Annotated in this window: 17 protein-coding genes; 5 read left to right on the plus strand and 12 right to left on the minus strand. The window is 60.7% G+C overall.

The window, feature by feature from the left end; translation table 11 throughout:
• Positions 1-105: 105 nt before the first annotated feature.
• A complete protein-coding gene (locus CIW50_RS13280) occupies positions 106-324 on the minus strand; it encodes a hypothetical protein (protein ID WP_149531728.1) in 219 nt (72 codons plus the stop codon).
• Between the two features lie 62 nt (positions 325-386).
• Here CIW50_RS13280 and CIW50_RS13285 point away from each other — a divergent pair, with 62 nt between their 5' ends.
• Positions 387-1886: a helicase HerA domain-containing protein gene (locus tag CIW50_RS13285; protein ID WP_149531729.1), complete on the plus strand. Its 1500-nt coding sequence runs from the start codon at positions 387-389 to the stop codon at positions 1884-1886.
• Between the two features lie 7 nt (positions 1887-1893).
• On the opposite strand, the gene CIW50_RS13290 is transcribed toward CIW50_RS13285, so the two are convergent.
• Positions 1894-3333 carry a helix-turn-helix domain-containing protein gene (locus CIW50_RS13290; RefSeq protein WP_149531730.1) on the minus strand — a complete coding sequence of 480 codons (1440 nt, stop codon included), beginning with the start codon at positions 3331-3333 and terminating at the stop codon, positions 1894-1896.
• 146 nt (positions 3334-3479) lie between these two features.
• Here CIW50_RS13290 and CIW50_RS13295 point away from each other — a divergent pair, with 146 nt between their 5' ends.
• Entirely contained in the window at positions 3480-5114 is a 1635-nt protein-coding gene (locus CIW50_RS13295; RefSeq protein WP_149531731.1) for an isocitrate lyase, read from the plus strand.
• Positions 5115-5383: 269 nt separating this feature from the next.
• Here CIW50_RS13295 and CIW50_RS29865 read toward each other — a convergent pair whose 3' ends face one another.
• The gene (locus CIW50_RS29865) at positions 5384-5974 is read right to left on the minus strand and encodes a hypothetical protein (protein WP_172980314.1); all 591 of its coding nucleotides are present in this window, start codon (positions 5972-5974) and stop codon (positions 5384-5386) included.
• A gap of 244 nt (positions 5975-6218) precedes the next feature.
• Entirely contained in the window at positions 6219-6350 is a 132-nt protein-coding gene (locus CIW50_RS29745; RefSeq protein WP_283808837.1) for a hypothetical protein, read from the minus strand.
• A gap of 388 nt (positions 6351-6738) precedes the next feature.
• On the opposite strand from CIW50_RS29745, the gene CIW50_RS13305 reads away from it, so the two are divergent.
• Complete coding sequence (locus CIW50_RS13305) at positions 6739-7737, plus strand: DUF2778 domain-containing protein (RefSeq protein WP_246664263.1); 999 nt, start codon at positions 6739-6741, stop codon at positions 7735-7737.
• Positions 7738-8022: 285 nt separating this feature from the next.
• Here the strand turns inward: CIW50_RS13305 and kce are convergent, their stop codons facing one another.
• The 5 genes from kce to CIW50_RS13330 form a co-directional block, all read right to left on the minus strand.
• On the minus strand, positions 8023-8946 hold the full coding sequence (gene kce, locus CIW50_RS13310; protein ID WP_116662725.1) for a 3,5-dioxohexanoate:acetyl-CoA acetone transferase: 924 nt from the start codon (positions 8944-8946) through the stop codon (positions 8023-8025).
• A gap of 34 nt (positions 8947-8980) precedes the next feature.
• Positions 8981-9928, minus strand: coding sequence for a 3-hydroxyacyl-CoA dehydrogenase (locus CIW50_RS13315; protein ID WP_149531733.1), 948 nt, complete (start codon positions 9926-9928; stop codon positions 8981-8983).
• Between the two features lie 8 nt (positions 9929-9936).
• Complete coding sequence (locus CIW50_RS13320; protein ID WP_149531734.1) at positions 9937-12456, minus strand: branched-chain amino acid ABC transporter ATP-binding protein/permease; 2520 nt, start codon at positions 12454-12456, stop codon at positions 9937-9939.
• 10 nt (positions 12457-12466) lie between these two features.
• The gene (locus tag CIW50_RS13325) at positions 12467-13345 is read right to left on the minus strand and encodes a branched-chain amino acid ABC transporter permease (protein WP_149531735.1); all 879 of its coding nucleotides are present in this window, start codon (positions 13343-13345) and stop codon (positions 12467-12469) included.
• Between the two features lie 119 nt (positions 13346-13464).
• Positions 13465-14721 carry an ABC transporter substrate-binding protein gene (locus tag CIW50_RS13330; protein ID WP_149531736.1) on the minus strand — a complete coding sequence of 419 codons (1257 nt, stop codon included), beginning with the start codon at positions 14719-14721 and terminating at the stop codon, positions 13465-13467.
• 183 nt (positions 14722-14904) lie between these two features.
• On the opposite strand from CIW50_RS13330, the gene CIW50_RS13335 reads away from it, so the two are divergent.
• Complete coding sequence (locus CIW50_RS13335) at positions 14905-15603, plus strand: GntR family transcriptional regulator (protein WP_149531737.1); 699 nt, start codon at positions 14905-14907, stop codon at positions 15601-15603.
• 25 nt (positions 15604-15628) lie between these two features.
• Positions 15629-16405 carry an SDR family oxidoreductase gene (locus CIW50_RS13340; RefSeq protein WP_246664264.1) on the plus strand — a complete coding sequence of 259 codons (777 nt, stop codon included), beginning with the start codon at positions 15629-15631 and terminating at the stop codon, positions 16403-16405.
• Between the two features lie 27 nt (positions 16406-16432).
• On the opposite strand, the gene CIW50_RS13345 is transcribed toward CIW50_RS13340, so the two are convergent.
• From CIW50_RS13345 to CIW50_RS13355, 3 genes are all read right to left on the minus strand, one after another.
• Positions 16433-17383 (minus strand): hotdog family protein, encoded by a 951-nt coding sequence (locus CIW50_RS13345; RefSeq protein WP_149531739.1) that lies wholly within the window; start codon positions 17381-17383, stop codon positions 16433-16435.
• A gap of 51 nt (positions 17384-17434) precedes the next feature.
• Complete coding sequence (locus CIW50_RS13350; RefSeq protein ID WP_149531740.1) at positions 17435-20743, minus strand: carboxyl transferase domain-containing protein; 3309 nt, start codon at positions 20741-20743, stop codon at positions 17435-17437.
• Positions 20744-20815: 72 nt separating this feature from the next.
• A complete protein-coding gene (locus CIW50_RS13355; RefSeq protein WP_149531741.1) occupies positions 20816-22543 on the minus strand; it encodes an AMP-binding protein in 1728 nt (575 codons plus the stop codon).
• Between the last annotated feature and the right edge of the window lie 20 nt (positions 22544-22563).

The raw sequence follows: 22563 nt of genomic DNA on the forward strand, positions 1-22563 counted from the left end.
CCAAATCAAATGTTTGGTGACCGCAGGGCTCGAAGATGTCGGCGATGTCCCTGCCATACGGACGTCAAAGTCGTCACGCGGGATTTTCTGTTTGCATGTGTTCTATCACCGCAGGTCGAACACAATACGATCACACAAGGATCCGATCATCGCGCGACAGGCCGCCCTGGCATCGGCGAACGGGCAGATCGCATGGGGCAAAATCGGAAACGGCTTGAGATCGCCATTGGCGAAGCCCGGCAGCGCCGTACGCAGGATAACCGCCGAATCGCTGTCGCGATTTACTTGGTGAGAGTTGCGCGGAACACGGGATGATTGTCGCACGCCGCTCGACGCACCGCGGTCGGATTGGTAAGCCGTCTCCGCAAGGAGACCTGAGTCGAGATATGACCGTTGCGATCGAGATGGGGCAGACGACGTCAGGCGCCCCGGCGGCTCTGGACCTCGAGGAACTGCTGGCGACGCGCCTGCTCGTGCAGGGCAATTCAGGTTCCGGAAAATCGCATCTGCTGCGCCGGCTGCTCGAACAGAGCGCCCCATGGGTGCAGCAAACCATCATCGATCCTGAAGGCGATTTCGTTTCACTGGCCGAGCGATTCGGCCATCTGGTGATCGATGCCGACGCGCACACGGAGCGCGGGCTGCAGGTCGCCGGCGAGCGTGCACGCATGCATCGCGTCTCCACGGTGCTCAATCTCGAAGGCCTTGACGCCGAGAATCAGATGCGCCGCGCGGCGGCATTTCTCGGCGGGTTGTTCGACGCGCCGCGCGACCACTGGTACCCGATGCTCGTGGTGGTGGATGAAGCCCAGTTGTTCGCCCCTGCGGTCGCCGGCGAGGTGTCCGACGAAGCACGCAAGCTCTCGCTCAACGCGATGACCAACCTGATGTGCCGGGGCCGCAAGCGCGGGCTTGCGGGTGTCATCGCTACACAGCGACTGGCGAAGCTCGCCAAGAATGTCGCGGCCGAAGCGTCGAATTTCCTGATGGGCCGCACCTTCCTCGATATCGATATGGCGCGCGCCGCCGACCTTCTGGGCATGGAGCGGCGACAGGCCGAATCCTTCCGCGATCTTGAGCGCGGACAATTCATGGCGCTGGGTCCCGCTCTCTCCCGTCGTCCGCTGGGCCTGCGCATCGGTGCAACAGAAACTGCGCCGCGCAATGCAACGCCGCGCCTGATGCCGCTGCCGGAAGCAACTCTCGAAGACGTCCGCGCCACGATTCTCGCAGCGCCGCCACCGGAGCCTGTCCGGCCGCAGCGCCGCACGCCATCGTCGCCCGACCTGCTCGGCCAGCTCATGGCCGCGAAATCCGCCGCACTGGAGATTCGCCCGGAAACGCCGGAGGCGCCGATCAGCGCCGAGGAACTCGCGCGGCGGCGCGAACGCGTCGACCGCGTATTGCAAGCCTTGATGGCCGAACCCGATGCCGGATTCCGTGTCGTCGGCGTGCTCTATCAGGAATTCGTGGTCCGCTGCCGGATCGAGGGTCTCGGCGCTGCTGTGCCGGATCTCGATGACTTCCGCCGGATGTTGACGCGGGCCCGCGCCGGCCTTGGCTCCGACGTGACTGATGATGACGGCTGGCAGGACGTCTCCGTTCGCGCCTCGGTTCTGCCAGATGACATGCAGGGCGTCTTCATGATGATCGCCCGTGCCGCCAAGGAAGGCTGGCCCTGCCCGAGCAATGCCGCGATCGCCCGCGCCTATGGCTCGCATTCGCTGCGCCGCGCACAGCGCCTGCTGAACTATATCGAGGAGCAGGGCCTGATCGTGTGCCAGCTTGATGGCGCCGGTCGGCGCATTGTGACGCTGGTCGAACTGGCCTGGGCCACGGCTCCGGGCGATCCCAATGCCGAGGAAGTGCCGGCGGAACAGGCCTGACGCCGCGTCAGTCCGCCGAGAAGCCGAACGGAACGTTCAGCGTCCTGAAATCATCCGGCAACAGCTCACGGCCGATCGGAAGCGCCGAACGTGCGGCGCATCGTGGACGGTGGCAGACTCGGCATGCGACACCGATCGGTGTGGGTGCATCCGCGCGTGGCGCTGATGCATCGCGCGTATAGATCAACTGACTTGCGTACTCGGCTGCACAACCGATCGCGATAGCGCGCTCGACGCGCTGCGCGCCGAACGCCCCTCCTCCGGCCGTAACGGTGCGGGCGATGGAGAAAAAACGCTGGCCATCCGGCAATTCCAGCCACTGCGTAACGATCTGACGCGGCGTTTTGAAAACGTCGTGGACGGACCAGAGCGGGCACGCACCGCCGTGCTTCGCAAAGGGAAAGCCCGCACCATCAAGCAGTTTTGAAATATTGCCGGCAGGATCGACGCGGATCAGAAAGAACGGCACTTTTTCGGCACCCGGCCTTTGCAAGGTGGTGATGCGATGCGCGGTCTGCTCGAAGCTGGTGCCGAATTGACGCGCCAGTGCTTCGAGATCGTAACGACGTGTCTCGGCAGCGCGTGCGAAGGCTGCATAGGGCATGATCAATGCTGCAGCGGCGTAGCCTGCGAGCGCCCGGCGCGCGAGAAGTTCGGCGCTTTTGGTCGTGAACTGACCGTCTTCGAGCGCGGTGCCGATCTCGTTCTCCATTTCGAGATAGACGAGTTGCTGTGCGAGTTGAAAGTTGAGGCTCGCGGTGTCGAGCGAGTCCTCAAGCAGCAATTGCTTGCGGTGCAGATCAAGCCGCCTGACCGAGCCAAGCATGACGTCCGGCGGCAGATAACGGACCTGCAGTCTGTGGCGAGTCTTGAGGCGCTCGACGAAACCGCTCGTACCCGACGTCGCCTGGACGAGGCGTTCGGCGGCGTCGTCGATCACAGCGAAATTGTTGCGGCGTGCGGCGAGAAACCGCCTGACCTCGGCAACGGGATCGTTGGCATCGAAGCCCGCGCTATCCAAAGATAACGCGCCACCGGTGAGCGCCGGAGCACGTCGATCCGCGAGCGCGAGCTGCTCCTCGCGATAGGCCGTGTAGAGGCGCAGGAAAGCCTCGGCCATGCCGGGATAGCTGACCGCGAGATCGCTGATTTCAAGCGCGGGGATATCGATGTCCGAGAACATCGGCTCCTTCAGGATCGATTGCATCCGCGCCGTATTGTCGGCACCGCCGTCACCCGCCAAATCCGCCAGATCGATCGTGTAAGTGCGGGCCAGCCGCAGCAGCATGTCGGCGGTCATCGGCCGCTGATTGCGCTCCAGCAGTGCGACATAGGGCGCGGATATTTCAAGATCGGCCGCCATATCGGCCTGAGTCAGGCCCAAATCGCGCCGAAGTCGCCGCAGTCGCGGTCCCATAAAGACAGAACGACCAGCTGAGGCGGCCATCGCATACTCCAATACCTTGTAATTACCTTACAGACTTACACGTCTATCTTGTAAAGTATGACAAGTTATCTGCGTTCCGTCTAGCGGCTGGCGATCCCGCGCTTACAACCCATGCAGGTTTTTCGTCAGCCAAAGGGATCAAGAAAATGAACTTCCAACCACGCGGGATTAGCGAACAGAGCATCCGTGGCACCGGCGCCTACCAGAACGAGATCGAGGCCGCATCCGCGCTGCTCAAGACCCAGCCGACCTGGAACGGCGTGACCGCCGAAGCCATTGCGCGCATGCGCCTGCAGAACCGCTTCAAGACCGGCCTCGACGTCGCGCGCTATACCGCGTCGCTAATGCGTGCCGACATGGCAGCCTATGATGCCGACACCACCAAATACACCCAGTCGCTCGGCTGCTGGCATGGCTTCATCGCCCAGCAGAAGCTGATCTCGGTCAAGAAGCACTTCGGCACTACCGATCGTACCTACCTGTATCTGTCGGGCTGGATGATCGCCGCACTGCGCTCGGAATTCGGCCCGCTGCCGGATCAGTCGATGCACGAGAAGACCTCGGTGCCGGCACTGATCGAAGAGCTTTACACCTTCCTGCGTCAGGCGGACTCCCGTGAGCTCAACGACATCTTCCGCAACCTCGACGCCGCCCGCAAGGCTGGCGACAAGGCGAAGGAAGCGGCATTGATCGAGAAGATCGACAACTTCCAGACCCACGTCGTCCCGGTCATCGCCGACATCGACGCCGGCTTCGGCAATGCCGAAGCGACCTATCTTCTGGCCAAGAAGATGATCGAGGCCGGTGCCTGCGCGCTGCAGATCGAGAACCAGGTGTCGGACGAGAAGCAGTGCGGCCATCAGGACGGCAAGGTCACCGTGCCGCACGAGGTCTTCCTGGCGAAGATTCGCGCCTGCCGCCACGCCTTCCTCGAAATGGGCGTCGAAGACGGCATCATCGTCACCCGCACCGATTCGCTTGGCGCCGGCCTGACGCAGCAGATCGCTGTCAGCCACAAGCCGGGTGACCTTGGCGACCAGTACAACAGCTTCCTGGATTGCGAGGAAATCACCGCTGACAATGCGAAGAACGGCGACGTCATCATCAACCGCAATGGCAAGATGATGCGTCCGAAGCGCCTGCCCAGCAACCTGTACCAGTTCCGCGAAGGCACCGGTCAGGACCGCGTCGTGCTCGACTGCATCACCTCGTTGCAGAACGGCTCCGACCTGTTGTGGATCGAAACCGAAAAGCCGAATATCGAGCAGATCGCCAAAATGGTCGATCGCATTCGCGAAGTGATCCCGAATGCGAAGCTGGCCTATAACAACTCGCCGTCATTCAACTGGACGCTCAACTTCCGTTGGCAGGTCTATGACGCGATGAAGGAAGCCGGCAAGGATGTCAGCAAGTACAACCGTGCCGAGCTGATGAAGGCCGAATACGACAGCACCCCGCTGGCGCAGGAAGCCGACGAACTGATCCGCACCTTCCAGGCAGATTCGGCCAAGCGCGCCGGCATCTTCCATCATCTGATCACGCTGCCGACCTATCACACGGCTGCGCTGTCGACCGACAACCTCGCCAAGGAGTATTTCGGCGAACAAGGCATGCTGGGTTACGTCAAGAACGTCCAGCGCGCCGAAATCCGCCAGAGCATCGCCTGCGTCCGCCACCAGAACATGGCTGGCTCGGACATCGGTGACGATCACAAGGAATATTTCGCCGGCGAGGCTGCCCTGAAGGCGGGTGGCGCACACAACACGATGAACCAATTCTAATCGTCACGGTTCAGCTCGTCGCTAAATCAGCCTGGGGTCTTGTCAGACCTCAGGCTGATTTCGTTGTCGGTATTCAAGTGCCGAACGACTGTCCCGCTAACAGACACGCATCAGAGCGGTCCGGGATTGGCTCGCGTCCGTTCCATCAACCTCTTCGATGACTATCATTGCTGCCCTCTTACTCTTTGTGAGCAGCATCCGAGGATGCTAGCTGGCGCGAACCGCGCCGTTTGTGTGCGTTCCGACATAGTTGAAGGATATTGGAGGGGTTACGGACGCACCTTTGTCGCTTGCCGGCTGGTTTTTCCGGGAACGAGATTGGTTGTTCCGCCGTTTTCAAAGACACCGGGCCTGTTCGGTTTCCAGCGGAACCAGTTTGCTTCGGCTCGGAGAAAATCGGGAGACAGCAAATGATTTCCGAGATCCAGGTCCATACGATCGCCCGCCAGATGCTCGATCGGCACGGCCCCGTAGCCATCGCTCATGCCGCCCAGAATGCCCTGACGTGCGAGCACAAGGGGCAGATGGAAGAAGCCAGCGAGTGGCGCCACGTGAAGGATGCTATGAAGATCATGCAAGGCCCGCCTCAGAGCTGACATCGCGACATAGCCTTGCGAGTGTTCGCGGTGCAGATGAAACTGGCGGACAAATTCTTCCTGTTGGCTACCACGTTGAACGTGTCGCAGAAGTCTGCGACCCACGGCCAGAATGGAAGATGCCGAACTAGACGCGGCGGAATCGTAGTTGCAGATCTCGGATATCGTTGCGTTGTTATTTGGAAGCCGGCCGCCAATTATGGCTGCTTTGCGCAAAGTTGCTTGGCGCAAGTTACTGAAAAGATGGATCAGAGCGATTCGCATGACAGGTCTGACGTCATGTGGGATGCAATAAAGGTTGATCTACAGTAACTCGGCGCGATTCCACGTTCGATCTTACTATGCTGGGCGGTTCCCACGCTAGGGAGCCCAAGATGCCTGACGTTTCTCGCCGTACTCAACTTATCCTGCTGAAGAACGATCTGCACATCATGCGAGGTCGGGCTCAACGTTTGGATCTACCTGGCGTTGCCTCACTGATATTGGAGGCTATTTCGATCATCTCTGATCAGCCAGAGGTACCTAAGTCCGAGCAGCCGCGCGCCTGACTATCCTGTTCGCTATCGGCAGGATTGGTCGCCAGAACGAACATACTAACGGCAGCTGCCGTCACCAAAAACGGCATAATGATAAGCGCCATTGACGTCTCCTTATCGAAGTTGATCTTCGAACATGGCGCAATATCCCTCATGCGGCTCCATCCTTCCCTAAAGCGGATGGTGAACAGAATCATACGGAGAGATTTGGTTGAGGAAAGCCAAATTCACGACCCGTAAAGCATGCATTTCGCGCATCGATAGCGCGCTGTAACTGACACTCGTAGTAACTGACTGGAACTTCGAAGGGGCGCACCGCCGCTGAAACGGGTACGGTCAAGCAACTGTCGGGTGCGGTATTGAACATCACGCTGCTTAAGATCGAAATCTTAAGAGGAACTTCCAGCATCCAACCGGCAGTTTTGCGCTCGACCAATTACGCTCAGCCACAGTGGTATGATTTTAAGCCCCACTGGCTTTGAGCTCAATCATATGATGGAATTCGCCGCGTGGTTGGCGTATCGGTGGGTTATGCCCGGGACCAGGCTGTTAGCACGAACCGTCATCTTCTGCGCTGCCACCGTCGCCCTGATCGGCGCGAGCCTTGTGCTCCGCGTTTTTTTTGACGACGGCTTCAGCAATTCGGAATTGACTGGCCGCTCGACGTTGCGTTCTGCTGACCATACCGCCGCGCCATTTGCTCATCGGTTCGCAGAGCTAGGCAATTTTGCATTGCGGCCGTATGCCACCGGCGTCCAGGTCGATCGGGCGAAAACCTCACTAGCCACCGGTCTCATCGCTCAACAATCAAAGATTGCCTCTGCTGATCAAACTGCGGAGCCCAATCCAACGGTTGCTGCCGTTCCCATGCCGAAAGCGCGCCCGATCGAAGCTCAATTCGGCCAGAATGCCTTGTCTGCCCCCTCTGGTGATCAACCATCGGCCTCGACCGACGATACCATCAAGACAGCGCTTCAAAAGGTGCTCGCATTCTTGCAACCATCGGGGCCACAGCTAGCTTCCGTTGCGCCTGACGGAGGTGTGTCTGGTGACGGCAAAGCTCTTCAGCCGGGTGTCTTCGACAAACACACCGCCGTCTACGACATCAGCGCGAAGACGGTCTATATGCCTGACGGGACGCGACTGGAAGCGCATTCCGGTCTCGGCGAATTCATGGACGACCCTCGCTATGTTGCGGTCAAAGACCGCGGCCCGACCCCACCAAATGTGTATGAACTGAAACTGCGCGAGAAGCGCTTTCACGGCGTCCAGGCGATACGAATGAGGCCGGTTGGAAACGGCGAATTGTTTGGCCGCTCTGGGCTGCTAACGCATAGTTATCTGATGGGGCCAAACGGAGATTCGAACGGTTGCGTGTCGTTCAAGGATTATGACGCATTTCTGCAAGCGTTCGTCAGAGGTGATATCAAACGACTGGTCGTTGTGAAAAGCCTGTCCGATGAGGCGACTCCAGTCCCCGCTAAAGTATAAGCAAAGCATCATAGCCGCCCACGTGGCGCACCGTGGTTCAAGTTGAGAGCAACGAGCAAGCCATCAAATTCACCATTCTTCTGATTGCATGTCGTTCGCTCCGGCGCGGTCTTGGCAGGAGCTACTCGGACCTCGGCAAAAGAAAGATGCCCGAATTTCGGACTTGCACCGACACCGGTAGCCCATCACGTCGACTTTGTGTCAGAAGCGGGCACTCACCCACGAGGTTCCCTAAAGCGGAGGAGGCGGACATCTCCTGCACTGCCTGCCTCCTCCAAGGATAGCTCAAACCTCCAGCTTGTCCCCACCCTTCAGATCAAGGATCTCGCGCGCTTCATCCGGGGTCGCGATTTCGAGGCCAAGGCCTTCGACAATCTTGCGCGCGAGGGTGACCTGCTCGGCATTCGACGACGCCATGCGGCCGGGCGCCGCCCACAGTGAGTCTTCCAGACCGACACGGATGTTGCCGCCCATGGCCGCAGCCATCGCTGCGATCGGCAGCTGATTGCGCCCGGCGCCGAGCACCGACCAGACATACTTGTCGCCGAACAGCCGATCTGCTGTGCGCTTCATGTGGAGCACATCTTCGGGATGCGCACCTGTGCCGCCCTGCAGACCGAACACCGTCTGGATGAACAATGGCGGCTTCACCAGACCCTGTTCCAGGAAATAGGCCAGGTTGTAGAGATGCGCGGTGTCGTAGCATTCGAACTCGAAGCGCGTGCCGGTCTCCGCCAGCGTCTTCAGCACATATTCGATGTCCTGGAACGTGTTACGGAATACGATGTCCTTGTTCTGCAGGTGCTTCAATTCCCAGTCGTGATCGAACTTCTTGAAGCGGTTCAGCATGCCGAAGAAACCGAAATTCATCGAGCCCATGTTCAGCGACGCGACTTCCGGCTTGTAAACCGCGGCAGGACGCACACGCTCGTCCACCGTCATGGTCGGCGCGCCACCCGTGGTCAGGTTAATAACGGCATTCGTGCGCTGCTTGATGATCTTCAGGAACGGCGCGAAGGCCTCCGGGCTCTGATCGGGCTGGCCAGTTTTGGGATTGCGCGCATGCAAATGCACGATGGCGGCACCCGCTTCCGCCGCATCGACGGCGGCGTCGGCGATTTCCTGCGGCGTTACCGGCAATGCCTTGGACATCGAGGGCGTATGAATGGCACCCGTCACTGCACAGGTGATGATGACTTTGCGGCTCATGTCAGTCTCCGTCTTGCTGTTGAGAGATTGCGGTTCAGGATTTGCGGCCCTGCGCGGCCTTGTGGGCCGCCAGCGCTGCAAGGCGTTCGTTGCGATGCTGCGTCAATGCGGCGATCCGTTCGGGCGACGGCTGATGCGGCCAGGCCGCAATCACCCGATCGACATTGGGGCTTTGGTAGACCTCTGGCCCTGCCGCAGCAGCAGCCAGCTCCTTATAAAAGCCCTTGTAGCGCGCGCAATAATCGGGAATGCCGCCTGGCGCATTGAGCTCGATGGTTTCCAGCGGGCCCAGAAACGACCACCGCAGACCCAGACCGTCTTTCACAGTGTGATCGAGATCTTCTGCGGACACGTAGCCTTCGCCAACCAGACGAAACGCCTCTGCGAGCAAAGCGCCCTGCAGACGATTGAGAATGAAGCCATTGATTTCACGATTGACCGTCACGGGCACCTGTCCGATCTCGCGATAGACCTCACGCGCGCGATCCACAGTCTGCTGCGCGGTCCATGGCGCGCCGCATAGTTCCACCAGCGGCACCAGATGCGGTGGATTGACGGGATGGCCGACAAGACACCGCGCGCGCCCCGGAAGCATTTCCGTAAAGCGCGAAGCCACGATGGCCGAGGTGGATGAGGCGAGCAGCGCATCCGGAGGCGCCAGACGATCCAGCTCGGCGAAGATGGCAATCTTCTGATCGACATTCTCCGGGCCGTTCTCCTGCACGAAGGTAACGTCCCTCACCGCATCGGCCAGACTCGCCGCGACCGAGATTCGTGCAGCGGCGGCGTCGGGATCATTGGCGAGGCCATGGCTAGCGAGCGCATGCAGCTCATCGCGAATGAGCTGGGGCGCTGCTTCCAGTGTCGGGCCATGCGGATCGGTCAACCGCACCGTCCACCCCGCACGCGCGAAGATCGCTGCCCAAGCGCGTCCGATCAGACCCACGCCAACGATCGCTACATGTCGATTATTCTCTGTCATCTATGTCCTCACAGCCACAACACCTTGCGGCGCAGATCGAGATCGTCGCGCAGAGCCCTGGATGGCCCCTGATGAATGACTTTGCCCCGCTCCAGCGCCACCGTCGAATCGGAGAGAGCCAATGCCAGATCGAGATTATGGTCGACAATGATGATGGCAATTTCCTTGCGGAGCCGATCGAAGGTTTCGAACAACTGTTCCACCACCGCCGGCGCCAATCCCTCGAATGGCTCATCCAGCAGCAGCACGCGCACATCGCCGGACAACGCACGCGCGACAGCTACCATCTGCTGTTCGCCGCCTGAGAGATAATCGGCGGGGCTGTCGAGACGTTCACGAATCCTCGGGAAATATTCGTAGATGCGCTCGCGCGTCCAGTGCACGCCATTGCCGGTCTGCCGCTTGAGACCACCGAGCTCGAGGTTTTGCTCGACACTCATGCCGGCAAACAGCGCGCGCCCCTGCGGCACATAGCCGATGCCGAGCCGTGCAACCTCCGCAGACGACAGGCCAACCAGCTCGTTCCCAGCGAGCTCGATCGAGCCGTTCGATGCCGGCGCTATGCCGATCAACGACTTGAGTAATGTCGACTTGCCGGCACCATTGCGACCGAGCAGCGCGATGATCTCGTTTTCATGCAGGGTGAAATTAACGTCGTTCAGAATATGGCTCTTGCCATAGAACGTATCGACATTCTTCACCGTCAACAGCGGCTTTGCGCCCGCCGAAGTCTCGCGTGGGCGCGAAGCAACGGCCGTCGTGCCCGACCCGATATAGACTTCCTGCACCCGCGCACTGGACCGCGCATCCTCGACCGAGCCATCCAGCAGCACTCGCCCTTCATTCATGACGGTGACGTGGTCTGCCAACTGGAACACCCGGTCGATATCATGCTCGACCAGCAACACCGGCAGATCCGCCGAAATGCGTTTGATGATCGCGCCGATGCGTTCGCGTTCGGCAGCAGCGAGGCCTGCGAGCGGTTCGTCGAGCAGCAGGATGCGCGGCGCGGTCGCAAGCGCCACGCCCATGTCGAGCAACCGCTGCCCGCCGTAAGACAGCATGCCCGCTTCCGCCTTCTCGATCCCCGCGAGGCCGAGATAGCGGATCACCGCGTCGGTCTCGTGGTTGATCGGATCAATCGACAGCGCATTGGTGATGGGGTCGAAGCGTCGAGGATGCCGCGCCTGCACAGCGAGGCGGATATTCTCGCCGACGCTCAAAGCTGGAAACAGATTGGTGATCTGGAACGAGCGCCCGATGCCTGCACTTGCGATATCTTCCGGCGTATGGCCGGCAATGGGCCTGCCCATCAGCGACACACTACCCTGATCCGGCCTGTACATGCCCGACAGAAGATTGAACGCCGTGGTCTTGCCGGCACCATTCGGGCCGATCAGCGCATGTAGCGTGCGATCGGCGATTGCAATGTCGACGCCTTGCACAGCCTTGATGCCACCGAAGCTCTTCACGATGTGACTGGCCGCAAGCACAGCCCCGTCGACGGACGATTTCGGCTTCAGGAATTCCGGCAATGGCAACACTTCAATGCGCCGCGCCGACATGGCCGCATCTTCTTCCACCTTTTTACGAAACGGCGCGATCAACCGCTCGCCCATGCCGATCAGGCCGGTCGGCGAGAAAATGATGAAGCCGACAAAGACAAGACCGAACCAGAACAGCCAGTTCTCGGAATAGATGCCGAGGAATTCACGAAACAGAATGAAGAACAACGCGCCGAGCGCAGGCCCGAGAAAGCTGCGCATGCCACCGATCACGACCATCGCCAGCAATTCACCAGAGAATGCCACCGAGATTGGATCAGCTGAAGTCATGCGATTCTTGTACAGCAGCAGCACGCCAGCAAGCCCGGTGATGGTGGCTGACAATACGAAAGCGGTGAGCTTGTAGCGATTGGTGGGATATCCGAGAAAACGCGCGCGCTGTTCGTTCTCGCGGATCGCGACCAGCACCGAACCAACCGTCGAATTATGAAAGCGCCAGAGCAGGCACAGCACCGCAAACGCTACGATTGCCACGAACCAGTAATAGGTCGCCGCGGCATCGAGGTCGAAGCCGAGCAGTGCAGGCCGCGTGATTCCGCCGAGGCCGTTCTCGCCACCGGTCACGTCGGTCCAGCGAAACGATACGCTGTAGAGCATCGCCGCCAATGCCAGCGTGAGCAGCGAGAAATACACGCCGCGACGTCGCAGGATCAGATAACCGAAAGCCGCCGCTGTGATGGCCACGACGACCAGCGCCAGCAGCGTTGGACCGACGAATGAGTTCGGCAGCCAGTTGCGCTGGATCAGGGCTGCGGCATAGGCAGCAAGGCCGAACCAGGCCCCATGGCCGAACGAGACCAACCCGGTATGTCCGACCAGAATGTTTAATGCCATGCAGGCCAGCGCGAAGACGACGATTTCCGTCGCCGACGTCATGGTGAGTCCGAGCGCCAACAGGATCGGGGGCAGGATGAGCAGGCCGACGCCCGCGATCAGCAAAGGAATAGGGAGACGATTCAACATTGGTATCGCCTCACTCGAACCGCATGATGCGTTCGCCGAACAGGCCGCGCGGCCGGAACAGCAACACCAAAAGCATCAGAAGATAGATCGCCGCCGTGGAAGCCGCCGAATAACCGACGCCGACCATCACCCCTTTGACCAATCCGACAAGCAGCGCGGCGAGCACGACGCCCCAGAACGAGCCGAGGCCGCCGATCACCACTACGACGAACGCCGGGGTGATGATCTCCTGGCCCATTGCCGGATGAATCGAATAGATCGGTGCGAGCAGTACGCCCGCCAGACCCGCTAGACCTATGCCCAGAGCTGCCACGACGGACATATATGGTTGCAGCGAGATACCCAGCGCGCCGACCATGTCCGGATTCTGCACACCGGCACGCACGACACGGCCGAACGAGGTCTTCTGCAGCAGTACCCAGAGGCCGAGCACACAGGTCACAGCGATACCGAGCAGGACCACGCGGTAGAATGAATAGATGAAGCTGCCGATTGCCACCTGGCCACGCAGCGCCGGCGGGATCGAATAGGATAGTGGCGGTGCGCCAAAGATCATACGCAACGCCTGCTCGGCCACCATCGCGAGCCCGAAGGTGAGCAGCAGCGACAGGATCGGATCGGATCGATAGAACCGCCGGAACAGCGTCCGCTCGATGACGACGCCGAACAGCGCGACGACAACGGGTGCCACGACAAAGGCGCCGCCGAAGCCAAGATATGGCGAAATCACCAGCGTCAGATAGGCGCCGATCGCATAGAACGCGCCATGCGCGAGATTCACGATACCGCCGAGCGAGAAGATCAACGACAGACCGAGCGCAATCAGAAGGTAATAGACACCGTCGAGCAGTCCGTTGAGGATCTGCTGGGTGAGCAACATGGCGGACATGGGATGGGCTCCGCGGCCGTGCGCTGATGCGCATCTGACAGGGGTCGGAAGGACGGGACCGAAGCAACGTCACGAGTAGATGTCGGCGCTTCGCTCAAAGGCGAAACGCCGACAACTTGCTAGCTCGGGAACTTGCAGACGTTCTCTTCCGCGGTGGACGCGATCACTTCGAGCGGTTCATCTGGTCCCGGGACGGCCGGGCTCGATGAGAAAATGTCCCACTGGTTCTTGATCTTGTCCGGAGGGAGTGCCGTGACGGCGTACATTTCGTGCATCAACTGATGATCGGCCGCGCGGAAATAGCCTTGACGTGTCTTGAGTAGATCGAACTTCGCGCCCTTCTCGAAATATTCGATGATCTTCGGCGATTCCGTCGATTTCAGCTCCTTGATGCTCTGCGCCACAATCTTGGTGGCAATGTAGTCGCCCCAGGCCTGGTTTTCCGGCGGCTTGTTGTACTTCTTGGTAAAGGCTGCGACGAAAGCCTTGCTGCCGGGCGTATCGAGGAGATGATGCCAGACCACGGGCCAGGTGCCGACGAAGTTGCCCTTGCCGGCCGCCCAGGCGAGTGCCGTATCGAAGCCGAAACCGCCGACCGGAAAGGTCAGGCCGAATTCGGCATATTGCTTGAGGAAGTTGGTGATCTGATTGCCTGCAAGATTGATCACCACGAGATCCGGCTTGGCTTCCCGAATCTTGAGCAGATAGGCCGAAAAATCCGTGGCGTCGGTAGGCACCAGATCGTCGCCAGCGAAATTGCCGCCATTGGCCTGCATGAAGCGCTTCGAGACGCTCAGCAGGTCATGACCGAAGGCGTAGTCCGCCGTGAGAGAGTACCACTTCTTGCCCTTCACCAAGCCATCGCGCAGGAACGAACGGCCGACAGTTTTCACATACATCGAGTTCTGCGACTCGACATGGAACATGTAGCGCTGGCAGTCCTTGCCGCGCAACGCGTCGGAATTACCGCCGGTGTTGATGAACAGCGTCTTGTTGCGCGTGGCGACCTGCGCGATGGTCAGACACGACGCCGATGAAATCTCGCCAATGATACAGGCGACCTTGTCGCGCTCGATCATGCGCTCGGCCTTGGTCGATGCGGTCTGCGGATTGATTGAATCTTCCTTGAGCAGCTCGATTTTGCGGCCCATCAGACCTCCGGCGGCATTGATCTCTTCAACCGCGAGATCGATCGCCATCACGCCATATTCGCCAAGTGGTCCAAGAAACCCCGTGCGCGGCGTGAGATGACCGATGCGGATGACTTCGGACGACTGAGCACTCAGGATCGATGGCGCAGACAGGCCAGACGCAAGCGCGAGACCGCCGGCTGTCTTCAGCAGATTGCGACGCGTGAATTGATTGGTGTTCGACATCAGATTCGTCTCCCTGATACGGCCGCGCGGCGCGGCTGTTTCCCCTCCGGCCCGCGCTGCGCTCTTCTACCGAGAGGGCTTTGTTCGCTTGCCGTGATCTGTGATCACAGTTAGAGTTGCAAAAGACAGGGGCTTTGTCGAGTCCCTCTCCCGCAATTTCACAAACCGTGCCCGGAGACCGCGTTGAACTTGCCGAATGCACTGACCCTCGTGGAGCCACTCGACCGGCAGACGCTGGGGGAGCGCGCTTACGCGCAACTGGCGGATCTGCTCATCTCGGGCAGACTTGCACCGGGGGAAAAGCTGTCGCTGCGCATGGCGGCCGAGGTGCTCGGCGTCTCCATCATGCCGGTGCGCGAGGCGGTATCGCGCCTCGTCGCCGACAAGGCGCTGGAAGTCGCGGCCAACCGCGCGGTGCGGGTTCCCGTGATGTCGGCGACCCAATTCCGCGACCTCACCAAGGTTCGCATCGCCATCGAAGGCCATGCGGCTGCCGAGGCCGCGCGCCTGCGGGGTGACGGCAATCTCGAATCCATTGCCAGTGCGGAAGCCGCGATGCGCGCGGAAAGCGAAGTGAAGGCGCCGGATTTGCCGCGCGCCGTCGAACTCAACAAGACCTTTCATTTCGCCGTCTACGAGGCTGCGCAATCGCCGATCCTGGTCGAGATCATCCGCGCGCTCTGGCTCAAGGCTGGCCCCGTCATCAATCTCGACCTGCGCGGCAATCCCAAGCGCCTCGCCAAGGGTGAAGCCATCCGGTTCCATGCGGACGTTCGCAAGGCGATCGAGATCGGCGACGCCGAAGGTGCCAAAGCGGGGATCGCCGCAGACATCACCAGTGCCGCCAATTTCATCCTGTCGCGTGGCAACCTCCCCACCTAGTTCTCACACAATTTCTGGAGCCATCATGGATCTCGGTATCAACGGTTTGCGCGTTATCGTTACCGCCGGCGCCAATGGAATCGGCCTAGCTATCGCCCGCGCCTTTGCCGGTGAAGGCGCAAAGGTTCATGTCTGCGATGTGGATCAGGCAGCTCTTGCCGCTCTCACAGCGAGTGATCCCGCAATCACACAGACACATTGCGACGTTGCTGATCGTGCGTCAGTTCAACGGCTGTTCGATGAGGCAACAGCTAAACTCGGCGGCCTCGATGTCCTCGTCAACAATGCCGGCGTCGCAGGCCCGACCGCCAAGGTCGAGGAAATGCATCCCGATGATTGGGATCGCTGCCTGAACATCTGCTTGACCGGACAGTTCAACTGCACGCGTCTGGCCGTTCCATTGTTGCGACAGAGCACAAACAGCTCCATCGTCAATCTATCTTCGGCAGCTGGCCGCGTGGGCTTCGCGATGCGCTCGCCCTATGCCGCAGCAAAATGGGGCGTCATCGGCTTCACGAAATCGCTCTCCATCGAACTCGGCCCTGACAACATCCGCGTCAACGCGATCCTGCCCGGCCTCGTCGCCGGAGATCGCCAGCGCCGCGTGCTGGAAGCCAAGGCGCAGCAGCGCGGCATTTCCTTTGGCGAAATGGAGAAAATCGCATTCTCCTATACGTCGATCAAGGACTATGTCACGCCGGAGCAGATCGCCGACCAGATCCTGTTTCTGGCCAGCCCGCGCGGACGCACAATCTCCGGGCAGGCGATCTCCATTTGCGGTGATACGCAGATGTTGGGGTAGCCTTCGATCCCCTGTATACGGTCGAGCTTACTTGAGCGCTGCGTATTCGCGCTCATATGGTGCATAGGACTCCTTGAGCGTGGCCAGATTGAGCAGCATGGTGGCCGCCAGTGCGTCGGAACGATCGAATACTTCGGTGCGGACCCACAGGCTTTCGGTGCGCTTGCTGCCGGACATGGCGACGACCTTGCGTTCGATCCGATAGTCCTCGCCGACGAACAATGGCCCGCGCAGCAGCCGTATTTCCTGATCGGCGAACAGCCCGACAGCCGGCCCCCTCACCGGCAGACGATCCTTCTTGCTACCGTGCTGAAACAACACGCTGAGCATCTCCACCGGAATGATCGCGCGCCCCCACGGCGACGTGCTCGCGCTATCGGGCGCGTAATAGGGTGATGGTTCGGTGATGACCTTGAGCTTCTGCTCCAGCGAGAATGGATAGAGCTCGCCCATGTTCTGATCGAAATCCATCCGAACCGTCTGCGATGCAGTGGTCATGCCGAGTTTGATGTCGCGCAGGATGACCGCATCGCTCAAGGGCTTCAGCTCGGTGAGCCGGATATCCAGCGCGGAGGCCGGCGCATCAGTGCCGATCGACGCGCTGCCACGCAGCACTTCGGTGCCATCGCGCTTCATCATTCGGATTGTGGCGTAGTTGCCGCCGTGGGTCGGCTTCTCCACGATGGCCTGCACCTGTTCGCCCTCGAAAGCGGCGGCGCGGTAGTGCGCCGAGATACAGCCGGACTCGAACCATGCTTTGCCCCACAGCCGCTCGCAGAGCGGTGCGAACTGGCTGAAATGGGTCGGACCTTCGATGGTGCCCCCCTTGAAGCCGAGCTTCTGCGCGGTGGCGTCGTCATGGATCGACGCATGCGAGTCGTAGGTTTGCGCATGCAGCATCTGACGCGGCTGGCGCCATGGGCCGACGAGCGTATTTTCGCTATCTTCGATCAAAGTGTCGAAAGCGGCTGATGTCATTGACGTTTCCTCGGAAAATGCGGTCTATCGACGCTTGCGCCGGAGTTGTGGCTACCAGGTGTCAACGCAGGGACGCTTGCGGCCCTCGCGCTGCGGCGGTTTTGGCACCGATCGCAAGCCGGCCATCACCCAGCGCCGCGTCTCGGCGGGGTCGATGACGTTGTCGATCTCGAACACCGAGGCGATCGAGGTTGCCTTGCCGTTGGCATAGAGCTCAGCGACCTTGTTCTTGTAATAGGTCTCGCGCTCGACCGGGTCGGCAATCGCCTCCATCTCTTTTCGGAAGCCGAGCCGGACATAGCCTTCCAGCCCCATGCCGCCGAATTCGCCGGTCGGCCATGCCGCCGTGAAGAACGAGGCGTGAAAGCCGCCACCGATCATCGACTGCGCGCCGAGCCCATAGCCCTTGCGCAGCACGATGCCGAAGAGCGGCACGGTGATGCTGGCACCGGTTACAAACATGCGTGCGACATGGCGCACGATCGCGGTCTTCTCGGCTTCCGGCCCGACCATAAAGCCCGGCGTGTCGCACAGCGATACGATCGGAATGTCGAACGCGTCACAGAGCTGCAGGAATCGCGCTGCCTTGTCGCCAGCCGCTGCATCGATGGCGCCGCCGAGATGCTTCGGGTTATTGGCGATGAGGCCGAACGGCTTACCCTCGATGCGGATGAAGGCCGTGATCATGCCGACGCCGAAATCACGGCGGATTTCCAATACAGAGTCCTCGTCGGCAATCAGATCTATCACGGTACGGATGTCATAGACGCGTAGCCGGTTCTCCGGAATCGCGCGGCGCAGTAGCCGCTGATCGGGCGCACGCCAGTCGGTGACGGCACCCTGGAAATAGGACAGATATTTTTGCGCGGCCGTCGTCGCTTCCTCTTCGTCCTCGACGAGGATATCGACGACGCCATTCGGCGACTGGAACGATACCGGTCCGACTTCGGCGGGATGATAGACGCCAAGGCCGCCGCCTTCGATCATTGCCGGACCACCCATGCCGATCGAAGCATTCTTGGTGGCGATGATGACATCGCAGCAGCCGAGCATCGCGGCATTGCCGGCGAAGCAATAGCCGGACACGACACCGACGACGGGAACCAGCCCGGACAGCTTGGCGAATTGCACGAAGGACGGACCGTCCAAGCCGGTCATGCCGAGCCGGTCGGTATCGCCGGGACGACCGCCGCCACCTTCGGCATAGAACACCAGCGGCATTTTCCACTGCTCGACCAGCGACAGCATGCGGTCGATCTTCTTGTGGTTCATATGGCCCTGGGTGCCGGCCAGCACCGTATAGTCATAGGAGATCACCATACAGCGCGCTTCGTGATCGCCGAATTTCGCAGCATTGACCGTGGCTGTGCCGGCGACAAGGCCATCGGCCGGCGTGTTCTTGATGAGATCGTCGAGCGCGCGGCGCCGCCGCTGACCGGCAATGGCGAGGCTGCCATATTCCATGAAGGAGCCGTCATCGACGAGCTGCGCGATGTTCTCACGCGCAGTGCGCTGATTGGTCTTGCGGCGGCGCTCGACCGAGGATGGTCGGCTTTCATCGAGCGTATTGCCCTGACGGGCGATCAGTTCGGCAAGGTCGGGACGAATGTGATCTAGATCAACATCCGCTTCTTCCGCCGCTGCGTCGCCAGCGACGTCTTGCGGCTCGATATAAAGAATGGGTTCGCCCTGCATCAGCGTGACGCCGTCAGCCGCCGCAATGCGAGTGACGCGGCCGCCCTGCTCCGCCGTCACCAGATGCTCCATCTTCATCGATTCGATGATGGCGAGCTGCTGGCCGGGACGCACGATATCGCCCTCGGCCACCGGGATCGCCACAACGGTACCCTGCAGCGGCGCCGCGACCGGTACCGATCCTTCCGGCACTGGTGTCGCCATGCCGGCGGATGTCGCCGACTGCGCAGACTGACCGAGCGTGTCGAACAGCGGCTTTCCGGGGTTCTGCGCAGCGCCGACCAGCTCGGCAACATTGCGATCAATGAAACTGGTGCTGATTCGATTGGCCTGGAAATCGGCATTGGCGAGGATCGCCTGCATGAACGGAATATTGGTGGCGACACCTTCGATGCGAAATTCGCGCAGCGCTCGCGTGCCCTTTGCGATGACGTCCGGCCATTTCATCGGCGTATGGACGATGACTTTGGCCAGCAACGAGTCAAAAGCCGCGCTGGTCCTGTAGCCGGCATAACCGAACGTATCGACGCGCACACCCGGCCCCGATGGCGGCTCGAAAACCGCCAGCGTGCCGCCGGTCGGCTTGGTCGCTCCCGACGCGTCCATAGTTTCCATATTGATGCGGAGCTGCATGGCGAAACCGCGCGGGCTCGGCACCGAGGCCTGATCGAGACCGAGCGATGCCAATGTCGCACCGCCGGCGACCGCAAGCTGCGAGCGCACCAGATCGACCGATAGCACTTCCTCTGTCACGGTGTGCTCGACCTGCAGTCGCGGATTGGCCTCGATAAAGGCGAAGGCGCCATCGCCCTCGCCAGCCTCGCCATCGACCAGGAATTCGAAGGTGCCGAGGCTGTCATACTTCGCCTCCGCCGCGAGATTTCTGGCGGCTTCGACGATACGGCTGCGCAATTTGTGTGACAGCGACGGGCTCGGCGCAACTTCGACCAGCTTCTGGTTGCGGCGCTGGATCGTGCATTCACGCTCCCAGAGCTGGCTGATATCGCCGTGACGATCGCCGATGATCTGCACTTCGATATGGCGGGCATTGCGAATGAGACGCTCGACATAGACGCCGTCGCTGCCGAAGGCCGCCTTGGCTTCCGACTGGCATCGCGCATAAGCATCGTCGAGATCCTCCGCGCGCTCGACAACGCGCATGCCGCGGCCGCCGCCGCCAGCCATGGCCTTGATCATCACGGCAGCATTGCTACCGAGCGATGTGAAGAACGCTCTTACCTCGTCAAGCGTCGAGGGGCCCGTGGTGCCCGCGATGATCGGTACGCCACAGCGCTTGGCGAGTTGCTTGGCCGCGACCTTGTCGCCGAACAGCTGCAATGCCGCGGGTGACGGGCCGACAAAGGTAATGCCCTCCTCTGCGCAGCGGCGGGCCAGATCGGCATTCTCGCTGAGAAAGCCGTAGCCCGGATGCAGCGCATCGCAGCCGGTGGCTTTGGCGGCACCAATCACACCTTCGATATCGAGATAAGCACGCGCACCACGGCCGGGGATTTCCATGGACTCGTCGGCGATCCGTACATGCAGCGACAGCGCGTCATCGGCCGGATACATCGCGACGGTGGCAAGACCTGCATCCGCCGCGGCGCGCGCGATACGAATGGCGATCTCGCCGCGATTGGCAATCAGCAATTTGCGAAAGGGCATCAAATTCTCCGTGAACAATAGACGCGATCCGGGGTGGCATCATCCGCACCTGGGGCCATGTAACGTTTCGATTCACTGCGGCGCGTTGGCGTCGAGTTCCTGCTTCTTCACCTTGCCAGTGGCAGTCATCGGCAGTGCGTCGATGATGCGAACCTCCGGTACCTTGTAAACGGCCATCCGTTCGGCACACCACGCCTGCAGCTCAGCAGGCGTAATGGTACCGATCTCTTCCGGCTTGAGCTGGATGAAGGCAACAGGCACTTGTCCCTTGCTGGCATCGTCGCGACCAACCACACCCGATCCGAGGACCTTTGGATGCTGGCCGAGCAGCGCCTCGATTTCCGGCGGAAATACACTCATGCCCTTGACCTTCAGCATTTCCTTGCGGCGGCCGAGGAAGTGCAGGAAGCCGTCGGTATCGATGGTACCGATATCGCCAGTGCGCAGCCAGCCATCGATCAACGACTCTGCGGTCGCTTCCGGCTTATTCCAGTAGCTCTTCAGCAGCGATGGTGTGCGGACACGGATCTCGCCCTCACCGCCCAGCGGCACCAGTTCACCGGTTTCGAAATCGGTGATCTTGAACTCGGCACCTGGCACCGGAAGGCCAACAAAGATCGGCTGCGACAGCAGATCGAAATCATTATCCTGAAAACCGGCCGTGAGGGTGTTGGATGTATGGGTCTCGGTCATGCCCCACGACGCTTCGGTCAGGATCGTTCCGGTGAGATCCTTCCAGCGCTTGCGATAGACCGGATTGAGCTTCTTCACGAAGGATACGACGCGCACCTGGTTAAGTGACGAGAGGTCGAATTCCTTGAAGCGCGGGTGATCCATCAGCTCGACGGCGCCATCCACCGGCATCGCGGTGACATTGACCTTGTAGTGATCGATTGCCGACAGTGCGCCGATCGCATCCCAGCGCGCCAGCAGGACCAGCGTTGCGCCCGTAAACATCGGGAAGATCAGGCCGAAATTCTCGCCGGCAATCCAGAACTCCGGAAAGAACGACAGAAAAACGCTGTCCTCATTGGCAACGACGGAGATGCCGTGATTGGCGGCGGCCGTATAGACCATATCGCGCTGGGTGTGCACGCAACCCTTCGGCATGCCGGTCGTACCACCCGTGTAGTTCAGCGCGGCGATATCATCGAGCCCGGCCGGCGGCAGCGGCCTTGGCGCCGGCAGCGCAGCCAGCGCCGGCAACAGATCGGTCGCACCGGGGACAGCAATACGCGGCGCGCTGATCGAGTCAGGAACGGGAATGGTCGGCTTGGCCGGAAGCACATCTGCAAAACTGGTAACGATTACCTCGCGCAGCTTGGATTCACCCCGCACCTGATCGACCACCGGCGCCAGCTGATCCAGCGCCACGATGACCTCGGCGTCGGTGTCGTTCAGCTCGTAGGACAATTCAAACGCGCGCGACAACGGACTGACGGGCACGTGAATCGCGCCAAGCTTGAGGATGCCGAAGAAAACGATATGGAATTGCGGGCAGTTCGGCAGGAACACCGCGACACGGTCGCCCTTGCGGACGCCCTTCTCCATCAGCAACGCCGCGAAGCGATCACTCTGCGCGTCGAGTTCGGCATAGGTGGTGACGTGACCATAGAAGATCACCGCGGGTTTTTCAGGATTACGCTTGGCCCAGGCGCGCAAATATTCAGTCAGCGCCACCTCGCCATGCAGATATTGCGGCTTGTTCGGCGTGCCCTTCGGCCAGGCTTTGGCCCACAGCTCGTGCAGCCTGGCGAGATATTCAGTTTCGGCTTTAATGTCTTGGACGCTTGCGGCCATTACCGTCTTCCTTGTTCTTA

Source organism: Tardiphaga sp. P9-11, from assembly GCF_008329525.1.
In the GTDB taxonomy this organism is placed as follows: Bacteria; Pseudomonadota; Alphaproteobacteria; order Rhizobiales; family Xanthobacteraceae; genus Tardiphaga.

Excerpts from the sequence above, each read along its gene's own strand:
- CIW50_RS13285 (WP_149531729.1), top strand. The coding sequence starts at position 387 with ATGACCGTTGCGATCGAGATGGGGCAGACGACGTCAGGCGCCCCGGCG.
- CIW50_RS13290 (WP_149531730.1), bottom strand. The coding sequence starts at position 3,333 with ATGGCCGCCTCAGCTGGTCGTTCTGTCTTTATGGGACCGCGACTGCGG.
- CIW50_RS13295 (WP_149531731.1), top strand. The coding sequence starts at position 3,480 with ATGAACTTCCAACCACGCGGGATTAGCGAACAGAGCATCCGTGGCACC.
- CIW50_RS29865 (WP_172980314.1), bottom strand. The coding sequence starts at position 5,974 with ATGCGAATCGCTCTGATCCATCTTTTCAGTAACTTGCGCCAAGCAACT.
- CIW50_RS29745 (WP_283808837.1), bottom strand. The coding sequence starts at position 6,350 with ATGGCGCTTATCATTATGCCGTTTTTGGTGACGGCAGCTGCCGTTAGT.
- CIW50_RS13305 (WP_246664263.1), top strand. The coding sequence starts at position 6,739 with ATGATGGAATTCGCCGCGTGGTTGGCGTATCGGTGGGTTATGCCCGGG.
- kce (WP_116662725.1), bottom strand. The coding sequence starts at position 8,946 with ATGAGCCGCAAAGTCATCATCACCTGTGCAGTGACGGGTGCCATTCAT.
- CIW50_RS13315 (WP_149531733.1), bottom strand. The coding sequence starts at position 9,928 with ATGACAGAGAATAATCGACATGTAGCGATCGTTGGCGTGGGTCTGATC.
- CIW50_RS13320 (WP_149531734.1), bottom strand. The coding sequence starts at position 12,456 with ATGTTGAATCGTCTCCCTATTCCTTTGCTGATCGCGGGCGTCGGCCTG.
- CIW50_RS13325 (WP_149531735.1), bottom strand. The coding sequence starts at position 13,345 with ATGTCCGCCATGTTGCTCACCCAGCAGATCCTCAACGGACTGCTCGAC.
- CIW50_RS13330 (WP_149531736.1), bottom strand. The coding sequence starts at position 14,721 with ATGTCGAACACCAATCAATTCACGCGTCGCAATCTGCTGAAGACAGCC.
- CIW50_RS13340 (WP_246664264.1), top strand. The coding sequence starts at position 15,629 with ATGGATCTCGGTATCAACGGTTTGCGCGTTATCGTTACCGCCGGCGCC.
- CIW50_RS13345 (WP_149531739.1), bottom strand. The coding sequence starts at position 17,383 with ATGACATCAGCCGCTTTCGACACTTTGATCGAAGATAGCGAAAATACG.
- CIW50_RS13350 (WP_149531740.1), bottom strand. The coding sequence starts at position 20,743 with ATGCCCTTTCGCAAATTGCTGATTGCCAATCGCGGCGAGATCGCCATT.
- CIW50_RS13355 (WP_149531741.1), bottom strand. The coding sequence starts at position 22,543 with ATGGCCGCAAGCGTCCAAGACATTAAAGCCGAAACTGAATATCTCGCC.